Source organism: Clostridium sp. MCC328 (genome assembly GCF_018785465.1).
Classification (GTDB): Bacteria; Bacillota; Clostridia; order Lachnospirales; family Lachnospiraceae; genus Pilosibacter; species Pilosibacter fragilis.
Window position 1 is genome coordinate 27,061 of record NZ_WQPW01000016.1, and the last position, 23,361, is coordinate 50,421.

General features: G+C 48.7%; 21 protein-coding genes. 20 read left to right on the forward strand and 1 reads right to left on the reverse strand.

Annotation, left to right across the window (positions count from 1 at the left end):
* Positions 1–73 precede the first annotated feature (73 nt).
* Positions 74–736: an RraA family protein gene (locus GPK83_RS02890; RefSeq protein WP_117503698.1), complete on the forward strand. Its 663-nt coding sequence runs from the start codon at positions 74–76 to the stop codon at positions 734–736.
* A 119-nt stretch (positions 737–855) separates the two neighbouring features.
* On the opposite strand, the gene GPK83_RS02895 is transcribed toward GPK83_RS02890, so the two are convergent.
* Entirely contained in the window at positions 856–1,566 is a 711-nt protein-coding gene (locus GPK83_RS02895; RefSeq protein WP_252196212.1) for a GntR family transcriptional regulator, read from the reverse strand.
* 99 nt (positions 1,567–1,665) lie between these two features.
* On the opposite strand from GPK83_RS02895, the gene GPK83_RS02900 reads away from it, so the two are divergent.
* From GPK83_RS02900 to GPK83_RS02990, 19 genes are all read left to right on the forward strand, one after another.
* Complete coding sequence (locus GPK83_RS02900; RefSeq protein WP_117503700.1) at positions 1,666–2,760, forward strand: mandelate racemase/muconate lactonizing enzyme family protein; 1,095 nt, start codon at positions 1,666–1,668, stop codon at positions 2,758–2,760.
* A 17-nt stretch (positions 2,761–2,777) separates the two neighbouring features.
* Entirely contained in the window at positions 2,778–3,797 is a 1,020-nt protein-coding gene (locus GPK83_RS02905; protein WP_120041039.1) for an alcohol dehydrogenase catalytic domain-containing protein, read from the forward strand.
* 44 nt (positions 3,798–3,841) lie between these two features.
* The gene (locus tag GPK83_RS02910) at positions 3,842–4,936 is read left to right on the forward strand and encodes a C4-dicarboxylate TRAP transporter substrate-binding protein (RefSeq protein WP_120041041.1); all 1,095 of its coding nucleotides are present in this window, start codon (positions 3,842–3,844) and stop codon (positions 4,934–4,936) included.
* Between the two features lie 63 nt (positions 4,937–4,999).
* Complete coding sequence (locus GPK83_RS02915; RefSeq protein ID WP_117503703.1) at positions 5,000–5,491, forward strand: TRAP transporter small permease; 492 nt, start codon at positions 5,000–5,002, stop codon at positions 5,489–5,491.
* A complete protein-coding gene (locus GPK83_RS02920; RefSeq protein WP_215703960.1) occupies positions 5,491–6,777 on the forward strand; it encodes a TRAP transporter large permease in 1,287 nt (428 codons plus the stop codon). The genes GPK83_RS02915 and GPK83_RS02920 overlap by 1 nt, the downstream gene beginning before the upstream one ends.
* Before the next feature lie 328 nt (positions 6,778–7,105).
* The gene (locus GPK83_RS02925) at positions 7,106–8,422 is read left to right on the forward strand and encodes an amidohydrolase (protein WP_215703961.1); all 1,317 of its coding nucleotides are present in this window, start codon (positions 7,106–7,108) and stop codon (positions 8,420–8,422) included.
* Positions 8,423–8,424: 2 nt separating this feature from the next.
* Positions 8,425–9,600 (forward strand): BMP family ABC transporter substrate-binding protein, encoded by a 1,176-nt coding sequence (locus GPK83_RS02930; protein WP_117514727.1) that lies wholly within the window; start codon positions 8,425–8,427, stop codon positions 9,598–9,600.
* Positions 9,601–9,883: 283 nt separating this feature from the next.
* Positions 9,884–11,452, forward strand: a complete 1,569-nt coding sequence (locus GPK83_RS02935) for an ABC transporter ATP-binding protein (protein ID WP_345941760.1) — start codon at positions 9,884–9,886, stop codon at positions 11,450–11,452.
* A complete protein-coding gene (locus GPK83_RS02940) occupies positions 11,445–12,491 on the forward strand; it encodes an ABC transporter permease (RefSeq protein ID WP_021904441.1) in 1,047 nt (348 codons plus the stop codon). Before GPK83_RS02935 ends, GPK83_RS02940 begins: the two co-directional genes overlap by 8 nt.
* A 3-nt stretch (positions 12,492–12,494) precedes the next feature.
* Positions 12,495–13,445, forward strand: a complete 951-nt coding sequence (locus GPK83_RS02945; protein WP_117483801.1) for an ABC transporter permease — start codon at positions 12,495–12,497, stop codon at positions 13,443–13,445.
* 228 nt (positions 13,446–13,673) lie between these two features.
* Complete coding sequence (gene add, locus GPK83_RS02950) at positions 13,674–14,624, forward strand: adenosine deaminase (protein WP_215703962.1); 951 nt, start codon at positions 13,674–13,676, stop codon at positions 14,622–14,624.
* 377 nt (positions 14,625–15,001) lie between these two features.
* Positions 15,002–15,739: an IclR family transcriptional regulator gene (locus tag GPK83_RS02955; RefSeq protein WP_215703963.1), complete on the forward strand. Its 738-nt coding sequence runs from the start codon at positions 15,002–15,004 to the stop codon at positions 15,737–15,739.
* Positions 15,740–15,756: 17 nt separating this feature from the next.
* A complete protein-coding gene (locus GPK83_RS02960) occupies positions 15,757–16,503 on the forward strand; it encodes an ABC transporter ATP-binding protein (RefSeq protein WP_015552253.1) in 747 nt (248 codons plus the stop codon).
* A complete protein-coding gene (locus tag GPK83_RS02965; protein ID WP_215703964.1) occupies positions 16,500–17,282 on the forward strand; it encodes an ABC transporter permease in 783 nt (260 codons plus the stop codon). Before GPK83_RS02960 ends, GPK83_RS02965 begins: the two co-directional genes overlap by 4 nt.
* 70 nt (positions 17,283–17,352) lie before the next feature.
* Positions 17,353–18,144, forward strand: a complete 792-nt coding sequence (locus GPK83_RS02970) for a nucleoside phosphorylase (RefSeq protein WP_242992135.1) — start codon at positions 17,353–17,355, stop codon at positions 18,142–18,144.
* Between the two features lie 157 nt (positions 18,145–18,301).
* On the forward strand, positions 18,302–19,399 hold the full coding sequence (locus GPK83_RS02975) for an ABC transporter substrate-binding protein (RefSeq protein ID WP_117470512.1): 1,098 nt from the start codon (positions 18,302–18,304) through the stop codon (positions 19,397–19,399).
* A 43-nt stretch (positions 19,400–19,442) separates the two neighbouring features.
* Positions 19,443–20,222, forward strand: coding sequence for an ABC transporter permease (locus GPK83_RS02980; protein WP_215703965.1), 780 nt, complete (start codon positions 19,443–19,445; stop codon positions 20,220–20,222).
* Positions 20,223–20,440: 218 nt separating this feature from the next.
* Positions 20,441–21,196, forward strand: coding sequence for an exodeoxyribonuclease III (locus GPK83_RS02985; protein WP_215703966.1), 756 nt, complete (start codon positions 20,441–20,443; stop codon positions 21,194–21,196).
* A 168-nt stretch (positions 21,197–21,364) separates the two neighbouring features.
* Positions 21,365–23,218, forward strand: coding sequence for an ABC-F family ATP-binding cassette domain-containing protein (locus tag GPK83_RS02990; RefSeq protein ID WP_215703967.1), 1,854 nt, complete (start codon positions 21,365–21,367; stop codon positions 23,216–23,218).
* Positions 23,219–23,361 lie beyond the last annotated feature (143 nt).

The window sequence follows — 23,361 nt, forward strand, 5'->3', positions numbered from 1 at the left end:
AATATGATTGAATTATATCACAAGTTGCACTATAATACAAATAATATATTAAAAATAAAGGAGAAAATGCACAATGAGTATGTGGACCGATGACAAAGAGCTTTTTGGGCTCATGAAAGAGAAACTGTACACTCCGGTAGTAGGCGATATTCTGGATACAATGGGTTATAATCATCAGTTCCTGCCGCCGGAGATCATGCCGTTAAAGGATGACATGAAATTAGCCGGAAGAGCGTGTACAATCCTGGAACATAATGTATATGAAGCGCAGAAAAAACCGTTCGGACTTCTGACAGAGGCTCTGGATCAGCTGAAGGAGGATGAGATCTATATTGCTACCGGCGCGGGAAACAGCGCGCTTTGGGGAGAACTTCTCACTGCGACAGCGAGAACGAGGGGGGCTGTGGGAGCAGTTCTTGACGGTTACACGAGAGATACGCCGCAGGTACTTGCGCAGAACTTTCCGGTTTTTGCGAGAGGACGCTGGGCGCAGGATTCTTCGATCCGGACAAATGTGGTGGACTTCCGCTGCGCGATTGAAATCGGTCAGGTGACGATCCATGACGGCGATATTGTATTCGGTGATATGGATGGTGTATTGATCATTCCAAAGGAAATAGCGACAGAGTGCATTGAAAAAGCGCTGGAAAAGGCGGCCGGAGAAAAGAAAGTCCGCGCTGCCATCGAGGGCGGAATGAGCGCAACGGACGCGTTTAAGAAGTTCGAAATTTTATAGAAACAACATTATACATGGATGAAAAAGGCTGTTGTGATCACTAACCCCGGACAGAGGCGGATCACAGCAGTCTTTCCATATATGTGCCAGATCTGTTTTATTTGACATATATACAACGGTCAATCTTCGTTTTTAATCATTTTTAGAGATTTGATTAAAGAGTGATTGATATGCAGAATAATGGCATCCTGTACGTCTTCTCCGTTTTCCCTCAAGAGCGCATCAATGATTGCGCGGTGCTGTTCAAGGTTCCCGACGCGATTTCGGTCATCTTTAAGTGCAGCGTACATGGCAAGACGCATCTGCTGGACCATAACAGAATGGTACATATTGATCAGAATGCTGTTTTCTGTAATGTCAATCAGATACGAATGGAAGGAGGTATCAATCTTAAATTCATCGAAATCAGGACCATTCTCCGCCTTTTCAAACTGCTTCTGGAATTCCAGCAATTTGTTTTTGGAATACATTGTAAGATATTTCCGGCAGACTGTCGGCTCGATCAGTTTGCGTGTTTGATAAAGATCATCGATATTTTTCTCTGTAAAAGGCGTGATCCGCATACCTTTTCGAGGAAAGATATCGATTAAATTTTCAGCCTGCAGCATGAGTAGTGCTTCACGAAGCGGAGTCCTTCCGAAAGAGGTCTCCTCCAACAACTGCTTTTCATTTAATTCCTGACCGGGCAGATATTCGCAGGAAACGATCTTTTGATAGAGATATTCATATGCTTGATTTGTCAATGCTTCTGCCATTATGATCCTCCCATTTGGTAAATGTGCTGTAATAAGCATATATAAGTTTGTGACAAATTGCAATATAAAATTCAAAAAAAAGCATTGAAATATATCAACTATTGATGTAATATACAGTTAGATATATCACATAGCCAAAAAACATGCCAGTAAAATAACAGGAGGAAGCAAAAAATGAACGAAAACGAAACACACATTAAAGATATACGTATTTATCAGGCTGTCAGCAAGCTGAGTCATCCGATCGCAGATTCCACACATGATATCAGCAAGATTGCTTTCTACGTTCTCGAGGTCGAGACGAAAGGCGGAGTGATCGGCCAGGGCTATCTTTTAAGCTTCCACTACAGTCCGAACGCAATCGAGGGCGCTTTAAAAGATATGAAGAAATTCGTTCTTGAGAGAGATTATCATGTATATGAGACCGCACAGGCCCAGAAAGACTATGAGATCGAGAGTGAATACTTCGGAATCGTAGGACTTCAGAGATGGGCACTCGCCACATTAAACGTAGCAATGTGGGACGCATGGGCAAGAACTATGGGACAGCCGATCTACCGCATGTTTGGCTGCCATAGAAAACCGATCCCGGTATACGGAAGCGGCGGATGGATCAGCTATAGCGACGAAGAGCTTGTTGACGAGGTAGTAAACTACCAGAAACGCGGATTTACAGCAGTTAAGATCAAAGTAGGAAGCCCGGATATGGAGCGCGATATCCGCAGATTAAACCTCGTGAGAGAGGCGACCGGCCCGAATATGAAGATCATGATGGACGCAAATCAGGGTATGGATGTTCCGTCCGCGATCAAGCTGATCAGCAATGTGGAACATCTCGGAATCTTCTGGTTTGAGGAACCGGTGGTAAATACAGATTTTGAAGGATACGCGACGATCCATGCAAAGACAAAGATCAGTCTTGCGATGGGAGAGAGAGAGTATTCCACAGTTGCTCTCCGTGAGCTGATCGGAAGACGTGCCCTTGACTTATGGCAGCCGGATCTGATCCGCCTTGGCGGTGTAGAGGCATGGAGAGACAGCGCAGCACTTGCAAACGCTTACAACATCCCGGTACTTCCGCACTATTACAAAGACTACGATGTTCCGCTCCTCTGCACAGTTGCGAACCCATACGGCGCAGAGAGCTTCGACTGGATCGATGCGATCATCGATAATCCGATGGTGATCGACAACGGTTTCGCTCGCCCACGTGAGGGTGAAGGCTGGGGCTTCCGCTTCTTACATGAGTTTATGACAGAAGTTAAATAATCAGAGGTGATCTTAAAATGAGAGCAATCGTCATTCCGGAACCCTGGAAAGCTGTCACAGCAGAAAGAGAGGTTCCGGTCCCGAAACAGGGAGAGGTACTGTTAAAAATGGTTTGCGGCGGTATCTGCGGAAGTGATCTCGCTTCCTATCGCGGACAATCCGCATACGTCAGCTATCCGAGAACCATCGGACATGAATTCGCAGCGGAAGTCGTAGAGGTTGGCGAGAATCCATATGGAATCAAAAAAGGAATGCTGGTAACCGGAAACCCGTACTTCAACTGCGGAACCTGCTATTCCTGCAGGCGCGGATATGTAAATGCCTGTATCCACAACGAGACCATGGGCGTACAGAGAGAAGGGGCGTTCAGCGACTACTTTACAATGCCGGTGGAGCGATTGTTTGATGGAACAGGAATTGATTCGAAGGAACTGGCTCTCGTAGAACCGTTTTGTATCAGCTATCACGGTGTTTCCAGAGCACAGTTAAAACCTGATGATAAGGTACTGATCTTTGGTGCAGGAGCAATCGGAATCCTCGCAGGTGTAGCGGCAAAGAGCTACGGGGCGAAAGCTTACATCACGGATATCGCTGAGGAAAAGGTAAAGAAAGCAGTTGAGGATTTTGGCCTTGATGGTGGATTTGTCAATGACAGTCCGGAAAAACTGGAAGAATTTATTAAGACGATCACAAACGGGGACGGTTTTGACGCGACCGTAGAGGCAGTCGGTGCTTCGTCCACCTTTCTGGCCTGCGTAAAGGCAGTTGCAAGCCACGGTAAGATGGTTGTGATCGGTGTCGCAAAACATAATGCAGATTTCAATTTCCTGGAAGTTCAGAGAAAAGAGTTAAATATGTACGGATCCAGGGGCGCAACCTCCGATGATTTCCGGTCAGTTTTAAAGCTTGTCCGTGAAGGATTTGTGGATCTCACAAAACTTATTTCCAGAACATATTCCGTAGATCATGCCGGGGAAGCATTTGAAGATCTGGATAGGAACTATGGGGAGATCGTAAAAGCTGAATTTCAGTTTTGATCCAAGAAACAAAAAATGTATTTATAAATGGGAGGAATATACTTATGAAGAAAAAAGCAATGGCGGCCGTATCCGCAGCAGTATGCGCATCTATGTTACTCAGCGCTTGTGGTAGCAGCGCATCCACAAGTACAACAGCAGCATCGGCAGAGACAACCGCAGCTGAAGCAAAAGCAGAAGGAACAACCGCAGCATCAGAGTCGGCAGCACCTGGTGATGTTGTAACGATCAATATCGGCTTTGAAAATACAACAGAAGAGCCGATCGGACAGGCCGTTGAGAAATGGGCTGAACTCTTAAAAGAAGAAAGTAACGGAACCATGGAACTCAAGGTATTCGCCAACAGTGCACTCGGCAATAAGAGTAAACTGATCGACCAGATGGTTATGGGCGAGAATGTTATCACGATTGCAGATGGCGCGTACTATGCAGATTACGGTGTACCGGATCTTGGAATTCTCTATGGACCATTCTTCTTTGACGATTGGGATGAGGTTTGGAAACTGATTGACAGTGATTGGTATAAAGAGCAGTGCGGAAAACTCGCGAATAAGGGACTTACTGTTCTCGGATCCAACTGGGTATACGGCGAGCGTGAACTTATGACAAAAGACAAAGTCGTTGTACCAGCAGATATCAAAGGTAAAAAGATCCGTCTTGCGAACAGCCAGATATATGTAGAGGGATTTAATGCGCTTGGAGCAACTGCAGTGCCGATGGCGCTTGGCGATGTATATACATCCTTACAGAATGGTACTCTTGATGGCGTTGAGAACCCACTTTCCACATTATACGGACAGAGTTTCCAGGAAGTTACGAAAAACATCCTTATGACAGGACATATCTTAAACTTCACGACCTGGTGTATCGGAACAGATTACCTCAACACCTTAACACAGGAGCAGCAGGACCTGTTATTCAAGACATGTGAGGAGGCTGGTCTCTATAACAACGATCTTCAGGCAGCAGCCAACGATGATTACAAAAAGAAACTGGAAGATGCTGGTGTAACATTCACAGAGCTTACCGACGATGAGAGAGCTCAGTGGAAGGAAGCAAGCCTTTCCTTCTATGAAAAAGGTTCTCAGTTCGGATGGAGCGATGGTCTGTATGATACCGTAAAAGCTGCAATCCAGTAAGAAAAAGTCTGTCAGGGGGCTACCGCTTGCGGTAGCTCCCATAGATAAGGATGGTGATAAACGATGAAAAAAATTCTGGATATTCTGGACAGAATTGAAGTCGCTGTGGCATCTCTGGTACTGGCGGTTTTGATCGGCGTGACATTTGTCGGTGTGCCGATGCGTTATATCTTCAGCCAGCCATTTACCTGGGAGGAAGAGTTTCAGCTTGCATGCATGGTATGGATCACATTCCTGGCAGCGCCAGCTGCGTTCCGCACAAAGAGCCATGTGGCGATTGAGATTTTAGTAGATGCACTTCCGAAAAATATTCGCAAGATTATAGAACTTCTGATTCCAGTAATCGTATATGCAGTACTTGTTTATTTCTTATTTAGAAGCAAAGATTATATCAATGTAATGCTGCGTACAAACCGTAAGACCCCGATCCTTATGATCCCATATGCATGGATCTATGCGATTGCCCCAGCCTCCATTGTGCTGATGCTGATCAGCTATACGGAAGAAAAATATTACGAGTTAAAAGAACTTTTCAAAGGAAAGGAGGAAAAGTAATGAATTCATCTGTTGGAATTATGTCATTGATCCTCCTAGTGCTGCTGTTTTTGAAAATTCCGGTATTCGTGGCTGTATTAGGAGCTTCAGTCGTTTATTTTATTATGACTCCGGGAATCAATCCGGCGGTATTTGCCCAGCAGGCGATCACTGGATCCGAGAGTGTGACACTTCTCGCAATTCCGTTCTTTGTATGTGCTGGTGTTCTGATGAACTACACGGGCGTTACGAAACGGATCATGGACTTCTGTTCCGTACTGACCGGAAGAATGTACGGTGGGCTTTCTCAGGTAAATATCTTATTAAGTACATTGATGGGCGGACTTTCCGGTTCCGCGCTTGCGGATGCGGCGATGGAGGCTAAAATGCTTGTTCCTGAGATGGAAGCAAAAGGAATCGGACGCGCATTCTCCACAGTAGTTACCGCGGCCTCCAGCATGATCACACCGCTGATTCCGCCGGGAATCGGACTGATCCTTTATGGATGTATTGCGAACGTGTCCATCGGTAAATTGTTTATCGCAGGTTTCGGACCGGGGATTCTCCTCTGCGCGATCATGATGTTCATGGTATCAAAGATCTCCAAGAAGCGCGGATATCTTCCGCTTCGCAAGGAGAAAATGACAGGATCCATGTTCTGGACATCCTTTAAGCCGGCAATTCTCCCGTTATGCCTTCCGATCATCATCATCGGCGGCGTTCGTCTCGGTATATTTACGGCCACAGAGGCCGGTGCTGTTGCGATCGTATATGCTGCTGTCCTCGGATTCGGCTACAGAGAGTTGGGACCGAATGAAATTCGTCAGGGCTTAAAAGAGACTCTTATGACAACGTCATCCATCATGCTGATCGTTGCTGCGGCATCCACATTCTCCTGGATCCTCACAAAAGAGATGATCCCGCAGATGTTTACCCAGTGGATGATCTCTGTGATCCATAATAAATGGATTTTCCTTGTTGCTGTTGATATCTTCCTGATCTTTGTCGGCATGTTCGTAGAAGGAAATGCCAGCATGATTGTTCTCGTGCCGTTATTTGCGCCGGCTGCGACAGCATACGGAATCGATCCGATTCACTTCGCAATGGTATTTATTTTCGCAAACGCCATCGGTGCTTTCACACCGCCGATGGGAACATTAATGTTTGTAACCTGCGGTGTTACAAAGTGTTCCACAAAGGATTTCATCAAGGAAGCCGTTCCGTTTTATGCACTGTTATTCGGCTGCCTTCTGATCCTTACATTTATCCCGATTTGCTCAACCGGACTTGTAAATATCATCTACTAAATCCCTCTCATATACCTGATATGCAGAACGCGCCGATTCCGGTTACGGAGTTGGCGCGTTCTATTCTGAGAGACGGAATATGGTCTGAAGCTGCCGAAAAAACATAGAAAAACATAGAAAAAACAAAGAAAAATCTTGACATCTGCCCATAAAACTCGTTATGATATTTTCTGCACTATACTGACTCATTAGTTGCCTGAGTAACCCGTAAAAAAGTCTGCATTTGCAGACCTTTTTTGTGTAATGGGGACTTCTAAGGAATTTCAGGCAGACTGTCGTGAAGGGCTCTGCATCCGGCCCGCACAGGTATAGTGAAGGAGGAAACACCATGAAATCAGTTCATGAAGCATTAGATCAGATCCTTCCGGAGATCATCGCAATGAGCGAAGATATTTACTGTCATCCGGAGCTTGGATTTAAGGAGTTCAGAACAAGAAAAAAGGCGATCGAGGCACTCGACAAGGCGGGGATTCCGCATGAAGATGTCGCATACACGGGAATCCGGGCAGTCTTAGATTCCGGAAAGCCGGGGCCGAATATCGGCCTGATCACGGAATTCGACGCGGTTCCGACCTTCGGACATCCGTACGCCAGTGAGGACAGCTGCGCGGCTCATACCTGCGGCCACTACGGTCAGCTTGGCGTTATGATGAGCTTATTTTTAGCCATCAGGGAATCCGGTATGTTAAAGGATCTCTGCGGAAAGGTCACACTTCTCGTGACGCCGGCGGAGGAATTCTGCGACATGGATTACCGCAAGGAACTTATTAAGGAAGGAAAGATCTCCCACCCGTCAGGAAAACAGGAGATGATCGCAACAGGCATCTTTGATGATGTGGACATCATGTTATCCTGCCACGCTATGGGGATCGATATGACAAAGTATCATGCGGAGATCGGTTCCAGCTTAAACGGCTTTATCATGAAGCGGGCAATCTTTACAGGAAAGGCGTCCCACGCAGGCGCAAACCCGGAAGGCGGTGTGAATGCGCTCAACGCGGTAAACCTTGCCATGACAGGGATCAACTTTCTGAGAGAGACTTTCCGAGCAGATGACGCGATCCGCGTCCATTTCTATGTGCCGGAAGGTGGTCAGTCCGTCAATACGGTTCCGGGAAGAACACAGCTTGAGATGTATGTCCGGGCGAAGACAGTTCCGGCGATCTTTGAGACAAACGCGAAAGTGACCCGCGCGATCCGCGCCGGAGCACTTGCGATCAACTGTGATCTTGAGATCCAGGATACACCGGGATATTTCCCGCTCCATCAGGACGAGAACCTGACAGAGCTTGTGAAGAAACACATTTTAGATTATATCGACGAGAGCATGATCGCCCAGGGAACCCACGGCTTCGCTTCCGGAGATATGGGAGACTTATCCCTTATGTGGCCGATCGTTGAGATCGGTGTTGCCGGATTTGAGGGCAGCATCCACGGAAAAGATTTTAAGACGGCGGATCCGGAGCAGGCATACTGTGTCCCGGCTCATTATTTTGCAGATACCGTGGCAGATCTCTTATCCGACGGCGGTGCGTCCGCGTGGAAGATCAAAGAGGCGTTCAAGCCGGTGATGAACAAGAAAAATTATCTGGAAACTCTGGATAGTTTGAATAAATCAACTTTTTACGAAAAGGAGAACAACTAATTATGAAAAAGAAATTCTTATGCAGCACACTTGCAATGGCTATGACAGCTTCCATGCTGTTCGGATGCGCAAGCGAGAGCAAGACCGAGACAACTGCAGCAGCAGGCGAGACAACCGCAGCAGCTGCTGAGACAACTGCAGAGGCAGCAAAGGCTGAGACAAACGGCGAGAAGTTAAAAGTAACACTTCTTGTTACCGGTTCCTTCGGCGATAAGGCATTCAACGACTCCGCACAGGCCGGTATGGAAAAGCTTGAGGCTGAGCTTGGCGACAAGGTTGAAGTAAACATGGTCGAGATGGGCAGCGACAAGACAAAGTTCGAAGGTTCCATGTTAGACGCTTGTGAGTCCGATGCAGACCTTATCATTACAGGTCTCTGGGATATGAAGGAGATCACAGAGAAGGTCGCTCAGGAGTTTCCGGAGAAGAAGTTCATCATCTTCGATACAGATGTTGACTACACACTTGGTGATTTAAGCAACGTATACTCCATGAGCTACAAGCAGAACGAGGGCGCATTCCTTGCAGGCGTTCTTGCAGCAAGTGCGACAAAGTCCGATATGGAATACGCAAACGAGGAAAACGTCATCGGTTTTGTAGGCGCAAAGGATACAGCAGCCGTTATCAACGACTCTGCAGTAGGCTTTATCGAGGGCGCTCAGTTCGTAGATCCGGATGTGAAGGTACTTGTTTCCTACGTTGGTTCCTATGTTGACTCCGCAACAGCAAAAGAGCTTGCGATCACTCAGTACTCCAACGGCGCTGACGTTGTATTCGTAGCAGCAGGTCCGGCATCCGTAGGTGTTATCGAGGCAGCAGCAGAAAGCAAGAAGTACTGCATCGGCGTTGACTCCGACCAGGCGCTTGCTTACGAGGGCAAGGATGAGGCAAACTTCATCATCTCTTCCGCGATCAAGGGCGTTGGCGACAGCATCTACAATGCAGTTGAGAAGGCAGTTGATGGAACACTTCCGTATGGTGAGTACCAGATCCTTGGTATCGAGGACGGCGTTGTAGGCCTTGCTGACAACGATATTTATCAGTCTGCAGTATCTGAGGATGCAAAGAAAGCCGTTGAGGATGCAAAAGAGAAGCTGCTCGCAGGCGAGGTTACCGTTGATTCCGCTTATGGTATGGATGAGGCAACTCTGAAGGGAATCATCAACGGAGCTCAGTAAACGCCCATAGCTTCTTGTTTTCATGTCAATGAAAACAAGAAGAGGCATGTCGGGGCAGCGAGCATTTATCTCCTGTATTCATGCGGAGAAAACCGTGATATGATGTTTTTGCCCGGTTCCCGGAACATCTGGGGCTGGGCAGGACGCCGTATCACGGCTCCGCGAATCGCAGGAGATTTTTACATTTACGTGGGCGCAGTCCAATGCCCACATTTGCAATATATTTGCGATTCAGGCAGTTACGAACAGGAACCACTTTCACAGGCAGACAAAGATGCCTTACTTGGAGGAAACAATGGAGCAGGAGATCATTTTAGAGGCCCGGAACATCACAAAAGTCTATCCGGGCGGCGTTGTGGCAAACCATAATGTCAATCTGCAGATCAAAAAGGGTGAGATCCATGCCCTCGTCGGTGAAAACGGCGCGGGAAAATCCACCTTAATGAAGATGCTGTTTGGCATGCTGGCACCGACGGAAGGCCAGATCTTCGTGGATGGAAAAGAGGTACACTTCTCATCATCCAGCGATGCGATCGCGGCCGGACTCGGCATGGTACACCAGCATTTTATGCAGGTTCCGTCCATGACCGTTGCGGAGAACCTGATTCTCGGCGCGGAGACAGGAACTGCATTTAAAGTAGACCGGAAAGAGGCGGTGCGGATCACCACGGAGCTTTCCGACAAATACAATCTGAAGGTAGAGGCGAAGGAAAAAGTCGAGGATATTTCTCTTGCCATGCGTCAGAAGCTTGAGATCTTAAAGGCACTCTACCGGGGTGCCCATATTCTGATCCTGGACGAGCCGACAGCCGTGCTGACACCACAGGAAACAGAAGAATTATTTGAACAGTTAAAACTTTTAAGAGAAAACGGCCACACGATCATCTTTATCTCCCACAAATTAAACGAAGTCAAGGCACTCTGCAACCGTATGACGATCCTCCGGGACGGAAAGACCATGGGAACATACGAGATCTCCGATCTTGATGAACAGGAGATCTCCCGCCTGATGGTCGGCCGCGATGTCAGCCTGAATATTGAGAAAGAGGAGATGGAGTTCGGAAAGAATGTATTCTCCGTCAAAGACCTTGTCTACGCAGACCAGTTTGGAAAGACAAGACTGGACCATGTTTCCTTCACGATCAAAGAAGGACAGATCTTAGGTATCGCCGGAATTGACGGAAACGGCCAGTCGGAGCTCGTCGAGGCCATCGTCGGAACCTTAAAGCAACAGCAGGGAACCATCACCATGAACGGAAAAGATATCTCCAATGCCCCGGTGCTTGTGCGTCAGGAGGCAGGAATCTCCCACGTTTCCGAGGACCGTATGAAATTCGGTACGGCTCCGAAGCTTTCCCTGGAGGACAACGCGATCTCCAAGGTCTACTATACCGATAAATTAAAGACCCACGGACTCTTAGACAGCAAAAAGATCAGCGAGTTTACAAACCGGATCTTAAAAGAGTTCCTTGTAAAATATGATAACTCCAAACAGTCCATCGCGGAGCTTTCCGGCGGTAACGTCCAGAAGGTAGTTGTGGGACGTGAATTTGACTATGAGCCGGATCTTCTGATCATGAACCAGCCGACCAGAGGTATCGATGTCGGCGCCATCGAGTTTATCCGTAAGAAGATCGTGGACATGAGGAGCAGAAAGAAAGCAATCTTACTTGTATCCGCGGACTTAAGCGAGATCCTTTCCTTAAGTGATACGATCCTTGTCATGCATGAGGGCCGCATCGTCGGACATATCTCCGATGTAAAGAATACGTCAGAGAATGAGCTTGGTCTTTATATGCTGGGCGTAAAAGAAGACTCCAAGGAGCAGATCGGAGGTGCTTACTGTGAATAAAAAATTTACGATCGTAAGACTTCTCTGCGCGTTCGGCATTGCCATCGCCTTGTCGGTGGCGGTGATCTTTGCAGTCAGCGAGGAGCCGGTGACCGCGATTTACAACCTGTTTTTAGGACCGCTGCAGTCCAAACGTCACTTTTTTGAAGTGTTTGCCAGCAGCGTGCCGTTGATCTTTACGGGGCTTGCCCTGGGACTTGTATTCAAGTCCGGAAACTTCTCCATGATCGCGGACGCATGTCTCTATACGGGCGCTGTTGTGACAGCGGCTCTCGCCATCAAGACATCCCTGCCGTTCGCGGTACACCCGATCGTGATCATGATCGCGGCCGCGGCTGTGGGCGGACTCATTGGAAGTATCCCAGCACTCTTAAAGGTGTATTTCCACACGAATGAGCTGGTAACTTCCTTAATGTTCAACTATGTGTTCTTCTACCTTGGGATCTACAACGTGACGAAGTTCCTTGCTGACCGTGAGGCGGGAACCTTTGCATCGAAGAAATACCAGGCGACAGCGTCTCTCGGAAAGCTGATCTCCGGAACGAACTTCCATGTGGGATATCTCATCGCTATCGCGGCGGTGATCCTGTTATACATTCTTGTATACAAGACAAAATTCGGATATGAGGTGCGCATCTCCGGAAGCAACCCGGAGTTCGCGAAGTATTCCGGAATCCGCACCAGCCGTGTCATCATCATGACCCAGGTCATTGCGGGTGCCGTTGCGGGGCTTGGCGGTGCAGTCGAGCAGATGGGAATGTACCAGCGTTTCAACTGGCAGGATTCCCCGTCCTACGCTTGGGACGGTGTTATCATCGCGATCCTGTCCGGCAACAACCCGAAGATGGTGCCGTTCGCGGCATTTTTCCTGGCATACATCCGTGTCGGCGCGGACCTGATGTCCAGACGTTCCGATGTCCAGAACGAGCTGGTATCCATCATCCAGGCGGTTCTGATCCTGTTTGTGACGGCTGAGCGGTTCATGGCAGGCTGGAAACAGCGCGAGGAAGCGAAAAAAGCACTGAAAGGGGAGGCGTAACAGATGGGAATCTTACAGGAAATTTTAAAAACATTGAGTCTCCCGGAGTTCTATTTCGCAATGTTTCGAAGCGCGACACCGGTGCTTTTAACGACACTGGGGGCTATGATCTCCTCGAGGTCCGGAACCAGCAACATCGCCCTTGAGGGAACGATGCTGATCTCCGCCTTTGTTGGCGTTGTCGTCAGTGCATTCTCCCAGAGCGCATGGGTTGGATTTTTGGGCGCGGTGCTTGCAGGCTTTATCGTCAGCAACATCCTTGCCTACTTTATCCTGAAATTAAACTCCAACGCGGTCATCTCCGGTATCGCGTTAAACACCTTCGCCTCCGGCGGAACGATCTTTGTCCTGTACCTGATCACAGGCGAAAAGGGTGCGTCCACATCCCTGCCGTCTTTAAAGCTCCCGAGTGTGACGATCCCGGTCGTCAAGGATATCCCGGTGATCGGCGCAGTGCTTTCCGGTCATCATGTGCTGACCTACGCGGCGCTGATCCTGGTGGCAGTTGTCTGGTACATGTTCAAGTACACGAGACTCGGCATGCATATCCGTGCGGTCGGTGAGTCCCCGGATGCGGCGGAATCCGTCGGAATTCCGGTGAAGAAGATCAAGTACATCGCTCTCTGCCTGAGCGGAATGATGACCGGTATGGCTGGCGCGTTCCTGTCCATGGGATATGTGGGACTCTTCTCCTCCGGTATGACAGCGGGTCGTGGTTATATCGCCCTGGCAACTCAGGCTATCGCGGCGGGAAATGCCGTGATCGGCATGCTGGCATCCCTGTTATTCGGATTCTGCCAGAGTCTTGCGAACTATCTCCAGAACTCTTCGATCCCGCTGCAGTTTATCCAGATGATGCCGTATCTGATCATCATTATTGCATATACGGTTTACTGCGCGATGGTGGAGCATAATAAGAAGAAAAAACAGATGAAGGCGGCGGCCGGGAAATAAATTTGCTATTACTCACCACCTAAAGAGGTGGGAGTCTTCTCGACTGAGATAAAAAACGGCAGCAGAGTGCGGTCGGAAAGAATTGATGCAAGCAGCTCCTGACATAGGGGCTGCTTTGTAGTAATTTAGAGGATTTATGCAGCGATTGTGCTGACTGTACGAAAACACAACATAGAAGACACAATATAGAAGACACTGAATAGTTTAGAAGGGAGAATATTGTCAGATATGAGCCATATCGTAGAACTTCACTTACATCTGGACGGATCGCTCCGCCCGGAGACCGTCTGGGAGCTTGCAAAAGAGCAGGGCGTGGAGCTTCCGGCAAAGAGCGCGGAGGAAGTAAAATATATGATGGAAGTCCCGGAGGATTGTAAGACTCTGGAAGAATATTTGGAACGTTTCGATCTTCCGTTACTCGTCTTACAGAAGGCAGATGCCATCGAGCGTGTGACCTTTGAGCTGGTGGAGGATCTTGCGAAAGAGGGCGTGGAGTATGCGGAGCTTCGATTTGCACCGCAGTTTTCCATCAAAGACGGACTGACTCAGGATGAGGTCGTCGAGGCAGCCATCCGCGGAGCAGAACGCGGCATGAAGATGTATCCACAGATTCGTGTGGGTCTGATTCTCTGCTGTATGCGTGGAGCGGATAATGAGGAGCTGAACATGCAGACAGTAGAAACTGCGAAGAAATATCTTGGGGATGTGGTCTGCGCGGTGGACATCGCAGGCGCGGAAGGCCTGTTCCCGACTGAGAATTTCGCCCCGGTATTTGCGAAAGTCCGTGAGTACGGCGTTCCGATGACGCTCCATGCCGGGGAGGCGGCCGGTCCGGACAGCATGAAGACGGCATTATCCTTCGGAACAAAGAGAATCGGACATGGCGTTGCGGCCATCAATGATCCGGAGTTGATAAAGAGACTCATCGACGAGAATGTGACCCTCGAGGTCTGCGTTACAAGCAATTACCACACAAAAGTAGTTCTGGCGATCAACATGCATCCGATCCACAAGCTTCTTGAGGCAGGTGTCCATGTAACCGTAAACTCCGACAACCGGACATGTTCCAGAACGACACTTCAGAAAGAGAAGGAAGTGCTGAAGGAGGAACTTGGTTTCACCGATGAGGAGATCGAGAAGATGCAGGAGTATGCTTGGGAAGCGCGTTTTTTAAAATAATAGGATATCGGAGCGAAAAGCATATAGCAATCCGGAATCAAAGAATCATAAGATAAAAACGTGAGAATGCAAGGGGGCAGAGTATTGCCTCCTTTTTCCATGCTGCGGAATGACAAAAACCTGATTTTCCGCTGGCTGGAACATGTTTCCGTGAAATTATACGAAAAAAAAAAGGGGAATTGTAGCATATGCCAAAACTCCAGCTCAATGAAGCAAAAGCTTTGCATTGAAGATTGGATAATGCTAAAATGAAATTGCAATATTTCGATAAACGGAACAGTATTCCGATACACGGAATAGCATAGAAACGATAACTCATTGACATAAGACAGCCACGGATCCTGTGGCTGCGCACATTACAGAAATTGGAGGAGACTATGCAATTGATCGACCGGGCATTGAATGCCCTGGAAATACTGAGCCAGAATATGAATGGAATGTCGGTGACGGATCTGGCGGAGCAGCTTGGGATCCCGGCAAGCTCCACTCACAGGATCCTTTCAAGCTTAAAGGGAAATCATTTTGTCGTTCAGGACGAACATACGAAAAAATATCGTCTTGGATATAAGATCTGCGCAATCGCTACCGGGGTCGTAAAGGGAAGTGCGCTGACGCAGGCGGCACAGATGCCTATGCGGAGACTGGCGGAAAAGATCGACCGGAATGTGGTCCTCTGCGTCATGGAGCATGGAGCAGTGATGAATGTGGCATGCAGCGAACGCGGCGATTCCAATATGTATATGGTTAAGATCGGACATGAGATCCCGTTCTATTCCACGTCGGCTGGCCGTGTTTTTATGGCTTACATGAACCGGAGCGAGGCATTGGATATTCTTGATCGTGAGAAACGCACGAAAACGACGCCGAATACGAAAACGGATCTGAAGGAGCTGAATGAAGAGCTGGACCGTATTCATAATCAGGGGTATGCGGTCATTGACGAGGAATTACAGATGGGGATCCTCGGCACAGCGTGCCCGGTATTTGACAGAAACGGAGAGCTGGCGGCTGCGATCGCGTTTACGTCCATGAAGGATGGGGATACGGAAAAAATGTTCCAGAGGATCTGTCAGCTTAAGGAATGTGCGAAAGAAATTTCCGAGGCAATCCGATAGAAAAAAGGAGATTTGTTATGAGCGAGTATAGTGTAGAGTTAAAGGGCTTAAATAAGGTGTACAGTAACCTGCTAAAAGAGGATACGATCGCACTGAAGGATATCAACCTCCAGATCCGTCCGGGGGAGTTTATTTCTATCATCGGCCCGTCCGGCTGTGGAAAATCGACACTTTTGCGGATCATTGGAAACCTTGATAAACCGACCTCCGGTACGATCGAGTATCGCGACGGGGCAGACCAGCAGATGGGATTCGTATTTCAGGATTCCGTTCTTCTCCCGTGGAAAAATGTGAGACAGAATGCAGAATTTCCGTTAGTGATCCAGAAAAAGCAGACGAAAGAGAATGAAGAGAAACTTGACGAGCTCCTGGAACTTGCAGGGCTTTCGGAGTTTAAGACTGCGCTTCCGAGAGAGCTTTCCGGCGGTATGAAACAGCGTGTGTCCATCGTCCGGGCGCTTTCCTATGACGCTCCGTTACTTCTGATGGATGAGCCCTTCGGAGCTTTGGATGCCCTGACCCGTGACCACTTAAATGAGGAGCTTTTAAAGATCTGGCAGAAGACGAAAAAGACGGTTATTTTCGTTACCCACAGCATCGAGGAAGCCACCTTCCTGTCGGACCGCGTTCTCGTCATGTCTGCGAGACCGGGAAGAGTCAAGGAGATGGTGGAAATCGATCTGCCGCGTCCAAGGGGAGAGGCAACGAGAAATGATCCGAAGTTCACGGAATACAATAAGTATCTGAGGGGGATCATCGGATGAAAAAGAACGGAAAACTTCAGGGACTCCTGAGAACCATCGGGGAATACGCGCTTTCCGTCGGCGTGTTTATCGCGCTCTGGTGGATCTACGTTGCGGTAAAGCATGTCCCGGCGTACATCCTGCCGTCTCCGCCGAAGGTCTGGAGCAGCCTTGTCAAAATGTTTGTAAAAGGAACTGTATACGCACATCTCTGGACGACGACTTATGAGGTCATTCTCGGATTTATGATCGGCGCCTTTTTAGGAATTGTTCTGGGATATGTGTTTATCAAGATCGATGCCTTAAAAACGATGCTGATGCCGTACCTGATCTTCCTTCAGACGGCACCGAAGATCGCACTTGTCCCGTTATTCGTCGTATGGTTCGGAATCGGACTCGTATCAAAGGTTGTTTTGATCATATCCATGGTCCTGTTCCCGGTATTGTCGGGAATGATGCTGGGTCTGGAATCGATCCCGCCGGATGTCAGAAACCTGATGAAGATCTTAAAAGCGTCAAAATGGCAGGTGTTTTCACAGGTTGAAATGCAGTATTCATTACCGGCGCTGTTTGCAAGTCTGAAGGTCGGTATCGTTCAGGCAGTCATCGGTGCGATCGTTGCCGAATGGATGTCCGGAAAACAGGGTCTCGGATATATCCTGACTTACGCGTCATCAACCTATGACACCCCGATGCTGCTCGCGGGCATCATCGTCACGATCATTCTGGGAATCGCGACGTATCAGGTGATCAGTGTGCTGGAGGATAAGTTCCTGTACTGGCACGAATCGAAAAATTAGTGCTCAGCCCGCCGCTTCTGACAAAAATGCGGTGTGCTGAATGAGAGAAAGATTTTGGGAGGAAATGAGTGTGAATTTTACATCGGCTTCATCACCGACGATGAATGGAAAAATGCCGCATATCCAGTGTACGGCTGAGGAGATCGGAGAGATCGTACTGCTTCCGGGTGATCCGGGGCGCGTTGCCATGTTCGAGGATCTTTTAGAGGATTATAAGATCGTCAGCAACTACCGGGAATATGTGGTTGGAACCGGATATTACAACGGAATCAAAGTTACAGTGTGCTCGACTGGAATCGGTGGTCCGTCAACGGAGATCGCTGTGCTCCAGCTGATCGCTCTCGGCGCGAAAGCTCTGATCCGCATCGGCGGGACCGGCGTGCTGAAAGAAGATGTACCGTGCGGGGCGATGGTCTTGAACACGGGTGCTGTCCGGAAAGGCGGTGCTTCCTGCTTCTACGCTCCGTCTGAGTATCCGGCATTAGCCTCATTTGAAGTGCTGGATTGCTTAAAGCGTGCGTGTGAGGAGAGAAAGAACGAATATTCCATGGGAATCTGTATGTCGGTCGGTTCCTTCTATCACGGACAGGGACGTCAGATGCCGTTTGAGACAGGATATGATGAAAATGCTGTTCTGGAACAGTATGAAAAATGGAACATTCTGAACATGGAAATGGAGGCGGAGACGATCTTTACGCTGGCATCGTTAAACAATGTTCTTTCCGGAAGTATCTGTGCAGTACACTGCAACCGGATCACGGACCAGTGGCTGGTGGATTTTGAACCGGCCCAGAAGGAAATGTGCAGAACGGCTCTTGCCGCGGGAGAAAAGCTTTATAAGGAATATCTGCACAGAAAGTAACGGATTGTAAGGCCTGCAGGCCCGCCCGCTGACCGCGATCAAATAAAATATAGATAATGACCCGGCCAAAAATGGCGAGGGAAATTATAGATGCCGGAAATGCAGTTCCGGTAAGACAAAGAACCAATGTATTTATAAAAAGGAGAAGGAGAGTACCATGAAGAAAAAAATTCTTGCAACCGTACTGACAGCGGCAATGGCAGTGTCCATGCTCGCAGGATGCAGCTCTGAGAGCGCAAGCAAAGCAAGCGAAGCAGCAGCAACGACCGCAGAGGCAACGACAGCCGCAGAGGAGACAAAGGCTGAGGAGACAACGGCGGCAGAAGCAAAGGACACAGGCGATTTAAAGACGGTTTCCATTCAGATCGATGGTTCCGCAGTTCCGTATTACGCACCGTTATACCTTGCACAGGAGAACGGATATTTTGCGGAAGAGGGACTGAATGTTGAATTCTATTATGCAGCAGCCGCCGATATCGTAAAGAACGTTGCAGCAGGCAATGTTGAGTTCGGTTTCCCGAACGCAGATGCAGTTGTAGCGGCAAAGGCACAGGGTATCCCGGTTAAAGTTGTTCATACAACCTATCAGGAAGGTCTCGGCGCGATCATCTTCGGAAGCGATTCCGGAATCAGCACACCGGCTGACTTAAAGGGCAAAAAAGTAGCAGTTACAAGCCTTGGAAGCGCAAACTACTTCCAGCTTCAGGCAGCTATGGAGTCTGCAGGCCTTACGATCGACGATGTACAGGTTGAGATCGTTGGTACAGGCGCAATTCTGACAGCACTCACAGAGGGTCAGGTTGACGCGATCGTGTTCTCCAAACTCAGAACCATCGAGTTAAACAACTCCGGTTACGCAGCAAGCGAGATCACATGCGACCAGTTCCTTCCGTCCTTCGGCAACGTATTAGTTGCAGGCGACAAGTTAGTAGCAGAGGATCCGGAGACTGTTGACGGATTCTGCCGCGCGTTAAACAAAGCGATCGAGTACATCATCGACGGTCACGTTGAGGAAGCTGTTGATATGTCCATCGAGAAATATGCACCGACCTTCGCTGAGAAGAGAGATGTTGTTGTCCAGATCTTAAACGATGTATTCGTAAAGACCTTATGGCAGAGCGATTACACGAAGGAAAACGGAATCGGCGCGTCCAACCCGGAGAAGTGGCAGGCACTGATCGATGAGTCCAAGGAGATTGGCAATATCGACGAGACCTTCGATGCATCTGAACTCCTTTACACACCGGCAAAATAAAGAATTTTCCCCGCTTCGGACGGGAAGAGCTATGAGGTGAGAGATGTTTTACAGAAAATATAGAAAAACCATTCTTCCGGGACTGTTTCTGCCGCTGTTTCTGATCGTGTGGGAACTGTATATCCGGATCTTTCATGTACCGAACTACCTGCTTCCCGGTCCGGCAGAGTTGGCGAACTCGATGGTAAAGCTGTTTGTGAGCGGTGATGTGATGAAACATATCCGCGTTACAATGGAAGAGATCCTGGTGGGAACGGTGATCGGTATCGTGATCGGACTGGTCCTCGGCTATATTATGGCGAAGATCCGCTTTATTGAGCGTCTGATCATGCCGTTCGTCATCATTATCCAGACAGCCCCGAAGATCTCTCTGGCACCGCTTTTCATCCTCTGGATGGGACTCGGAATCGAATCCAAGGCGGCGTTAGTTATTCTGGTCGTATCGTTCCCGATCATGATCAATGAGGTATCGGCGATCCGCTCCATAGAGGATAATGTATACAATCTGATGAAGGTGTTAAAGGCCAGCAAATGGCAGACCTTCTGTAAGATCGAAGTTCCGTATTCGATCGAGATGATGTTATCTGGAATTAAGCTTGCCTTAACGCAGGCGATGACAGGCGCGGTCATCGGTGAGATGATCGGAGCGAAAGCAGGTCTTGGATATCTGCTTACGCTGGGCAGTGAGACATACGATATCAAGATGATCCTGAATGCGGTCATTCTTTTAAGTGTGATCGGTCTGGCGCTTTACCTGATCTCGGAGCTGATCGAGAAGAAGGCGCTTTACTGGAAAGTGATCGATAAGAGTGTGGTAGGCTGAAGATAGACAGGTCCTCATATGGCAGTATGCTGTGTGGGGACCTGTTTTTTTATGTAACAGGAATGTGGAATTATTTTTTCGATGGTAAAACATTAGGAATAATGTTATACTGAACCTATATGCGGGCCACACATTTTCTGAATGTTCCGACATTTATCGAAGAAAATCCGGAGCAGTCCAGTGGCCGAAAAAGTGCGATAGAAACGGAGAAGTTGTCTATGAAAAAAATGATTTCCTGGAATGTAAACGGGCTTCGTGCCTGCCTGGGAAAAGGATTTTTAGAATATGTGAAGGAATCGGATGCAGATATTTTCTGTATTCAGGAAAGCAAGTGTCAGGAAGGGCAGGTAGAGCTGGAGCTTCCGGGATATCACCAGTACTGGAATTACGCGGAGAAAAAGGGATATTCCGGAACGGCGATGTTCACAAAGGAAGAGCCGATCGCGGTGACCTATGGTCTTGGGATTGAGGAGCATGACCATGAAGGCCGGGTGATCACGGCGGAATTCCCGGAGTATTATGTGGTTACCTGCTATACCCCGAATTCCCAGGACGGCTTAAAGCGTCTCGATTACCGGATGCAGTGGGAGGACGCGTTCCGGGCGTACTTAAAAGCGCTGGAGACGAAGAAACCGGTAATTTTCTGCGGTGATCTGAACGTGGCACATCAGGAGATCGACTTAAAGAATCCGAAGACGAACCGGAAGAATGCAGGCTTCTCTGATGAGGAAAGAGCGAAATTTACGGAGCTTTTAGAGGCGGGATTTGTTGATACGTTCCGGTATTTTTACCCGGATCAGGAAGGGATCTACTCCTGGTGGTCTTACCGGTTCTCGGCAAGAGCGAAGAATGCGGGGTGGCGGATCGACTACTTCTGTGTCTCAGAAAGTCTGAAGGACAGGCTTGTGGACGCGAAGATCCATATGGAAGTATTAGGCAGCGATCATTGTCCGGTGGAATTAGATATCCAGTAGAATAGATTTTGTGCAGTGATCGGCTTAAGGCAAAATTGTATATATGGGTAAAAGCCTTGTGCAGTTATCTGCACAAAAATACGTATTTTCAGATTTAGAAAATCAATGTGCCTGGAACATACCTGGTGCAGATATTAATTTTAGAAAGAGATAGTAGGTTGACATAACATGAATTTAGTGACGGCAGAACATCTGACGAAATCATATACGGAGCGGCTGCTCTTTGACGATACCGATTTTTCCATCAACGAGGGTGACAAGATCGGCCTTATCGGAATCAACGGAACGGGAAAATCCACTTTATTGAAACTGGTAGCGGGACTCGAGGAGCCGGACTCCGGACGGATCGTCCGCGGAAGAAATCTTGATATCCGCTATCTTCCGCAGAACCCGGTATTCCACCCGGGTGAGACCGTACTGGAGAGCGTTTTAAGGGAAAATGAGGGGCATGAACATGTCTGGGATATCGAAAGTCAGGCAAAATCCATGTTAAACCGCCTCGGAATCCCGGATTTCAACGAGAAGGTGGAGCATTTATCCGGCGGACAGAAGAAACGTGCGGCGTTGGCATCCGTGCTATTATCGACGGCGGAGCTTCTGATCTTAGACGAGCCGACAAACCATCTGGACAGTGAGATGGCGGACTGGCTGGAAGATTATTTAAAGAAATTTAAGGGCGCACTCCTTATGATCACCCATGACCGGTATTTCCTTGACAGCGTGACAAACCGGATCGTGGAGCTGGACAACGGAAAGCTTTACAGCTATCAGGCAAACTACGAGGGATTCCTGGAGCTGAAGGCAGAGCGCGTGGACATGGAAAAGGCATCCGAGCGCAAGCGCCAGTCCATTTTACGGACCGAGCTTGCCTGGATGCAGCGCGGCGCGAGAGCCCGTTCCACGAAGCAGAAAGGCCGGATCCAGCGTTTCGAGGCACTGCGGGACAAAAAGGGACCGGTGGAGGATGGAAAAGTCGAGATGGAGTCCATCTCCAGCCGCCTCGGGCGGACTACCATTGAGATTTCGGATCTCTGCAAATCCTACGGGGACAAGGTGCTTGTGAAAGACTACACCTACTTCTTCCTGAAAGATGACCGCATCGGCTATATTGGTCCCAACGGAAGCGGAAAATCGACGCTGATGAAGATGATTGCCGGCTGGGTCAAACCGGATTCCGGAACGATCGAGATCGGACAGACCGTAAAGCTTGGATATTTTTCTCAGGAAAATGAGGACATGGACACGAGCCTCAAGGTCATCGACTATATTAAGAATGTTGCGGAGTATGTGAAGACAAAGGACGGCAGCATCAGCGCGTCCCAGATGCTGGAGCGGTTTTTATTCCCGCCGTCTGTCCAGTACACCGTGATCGAGAAGCTGTCCGGCGGCGAGAGAAGACGCCTTTACCTTTTGAAGATCCTCATGAGTGCACCGAATGTCCTGATCCTGGACGAGCCGACGAATGACCTTGATATTCAGACGCTGATGATCCTGGAAGACTATCTTGACAGCTTCCAGGGAATCGTCATCACGGTATCCCATGACCGGTATTTCCTGGACCGCGTGGTCGGCAGGATTTTCGCCTTCGAGGGAGATGGAAAGCTTCAGCAGTACGAGGGCGGATTTACGGATTACCAGGTAGCGAAGGCGGAGCGGGAAGCGAAGCTTGCGGAGAGCACGGCGGAGAATCCGGCGGCAGTGAAGAAGTCTGCGGATAAGGGAAATGACGCGGCTGAGACAGACAGCGCATCCCGCGGGAACGCGAAGCCAAGGGAGAAAAAACTGAAATTCAGCTACAAAGAGCAGAGAGAGTGGGATACCATCGAAGATGACATCGCCGCTCTGGAAGAGGCAGTAGAGAACCTTGAGAAGGAGATCGCGGCCTCTGCGACGAACTTTACAAAGCTCAATGAGCTTATGAAAGAAAAAGAAGAGAAGGAAGCGCAGCTCGAAGAAAAGATGGATCGTTGGGTCTACTTAAACGATCTGGCGGAGCAGATCGAGGCGCAGAAGAACAGGTAATATGATAACTGTCAGCGGACTTGTGTATTTGTTGTGCCAGTTATGCGAGACCTAGCAGCAGGAAAAGGCCAGAGCGGCAGTTGTTCAAAAATATATTTTTACTGATGTTGATTATCGGAAACTCAGGACCGCAGGTAACCGTT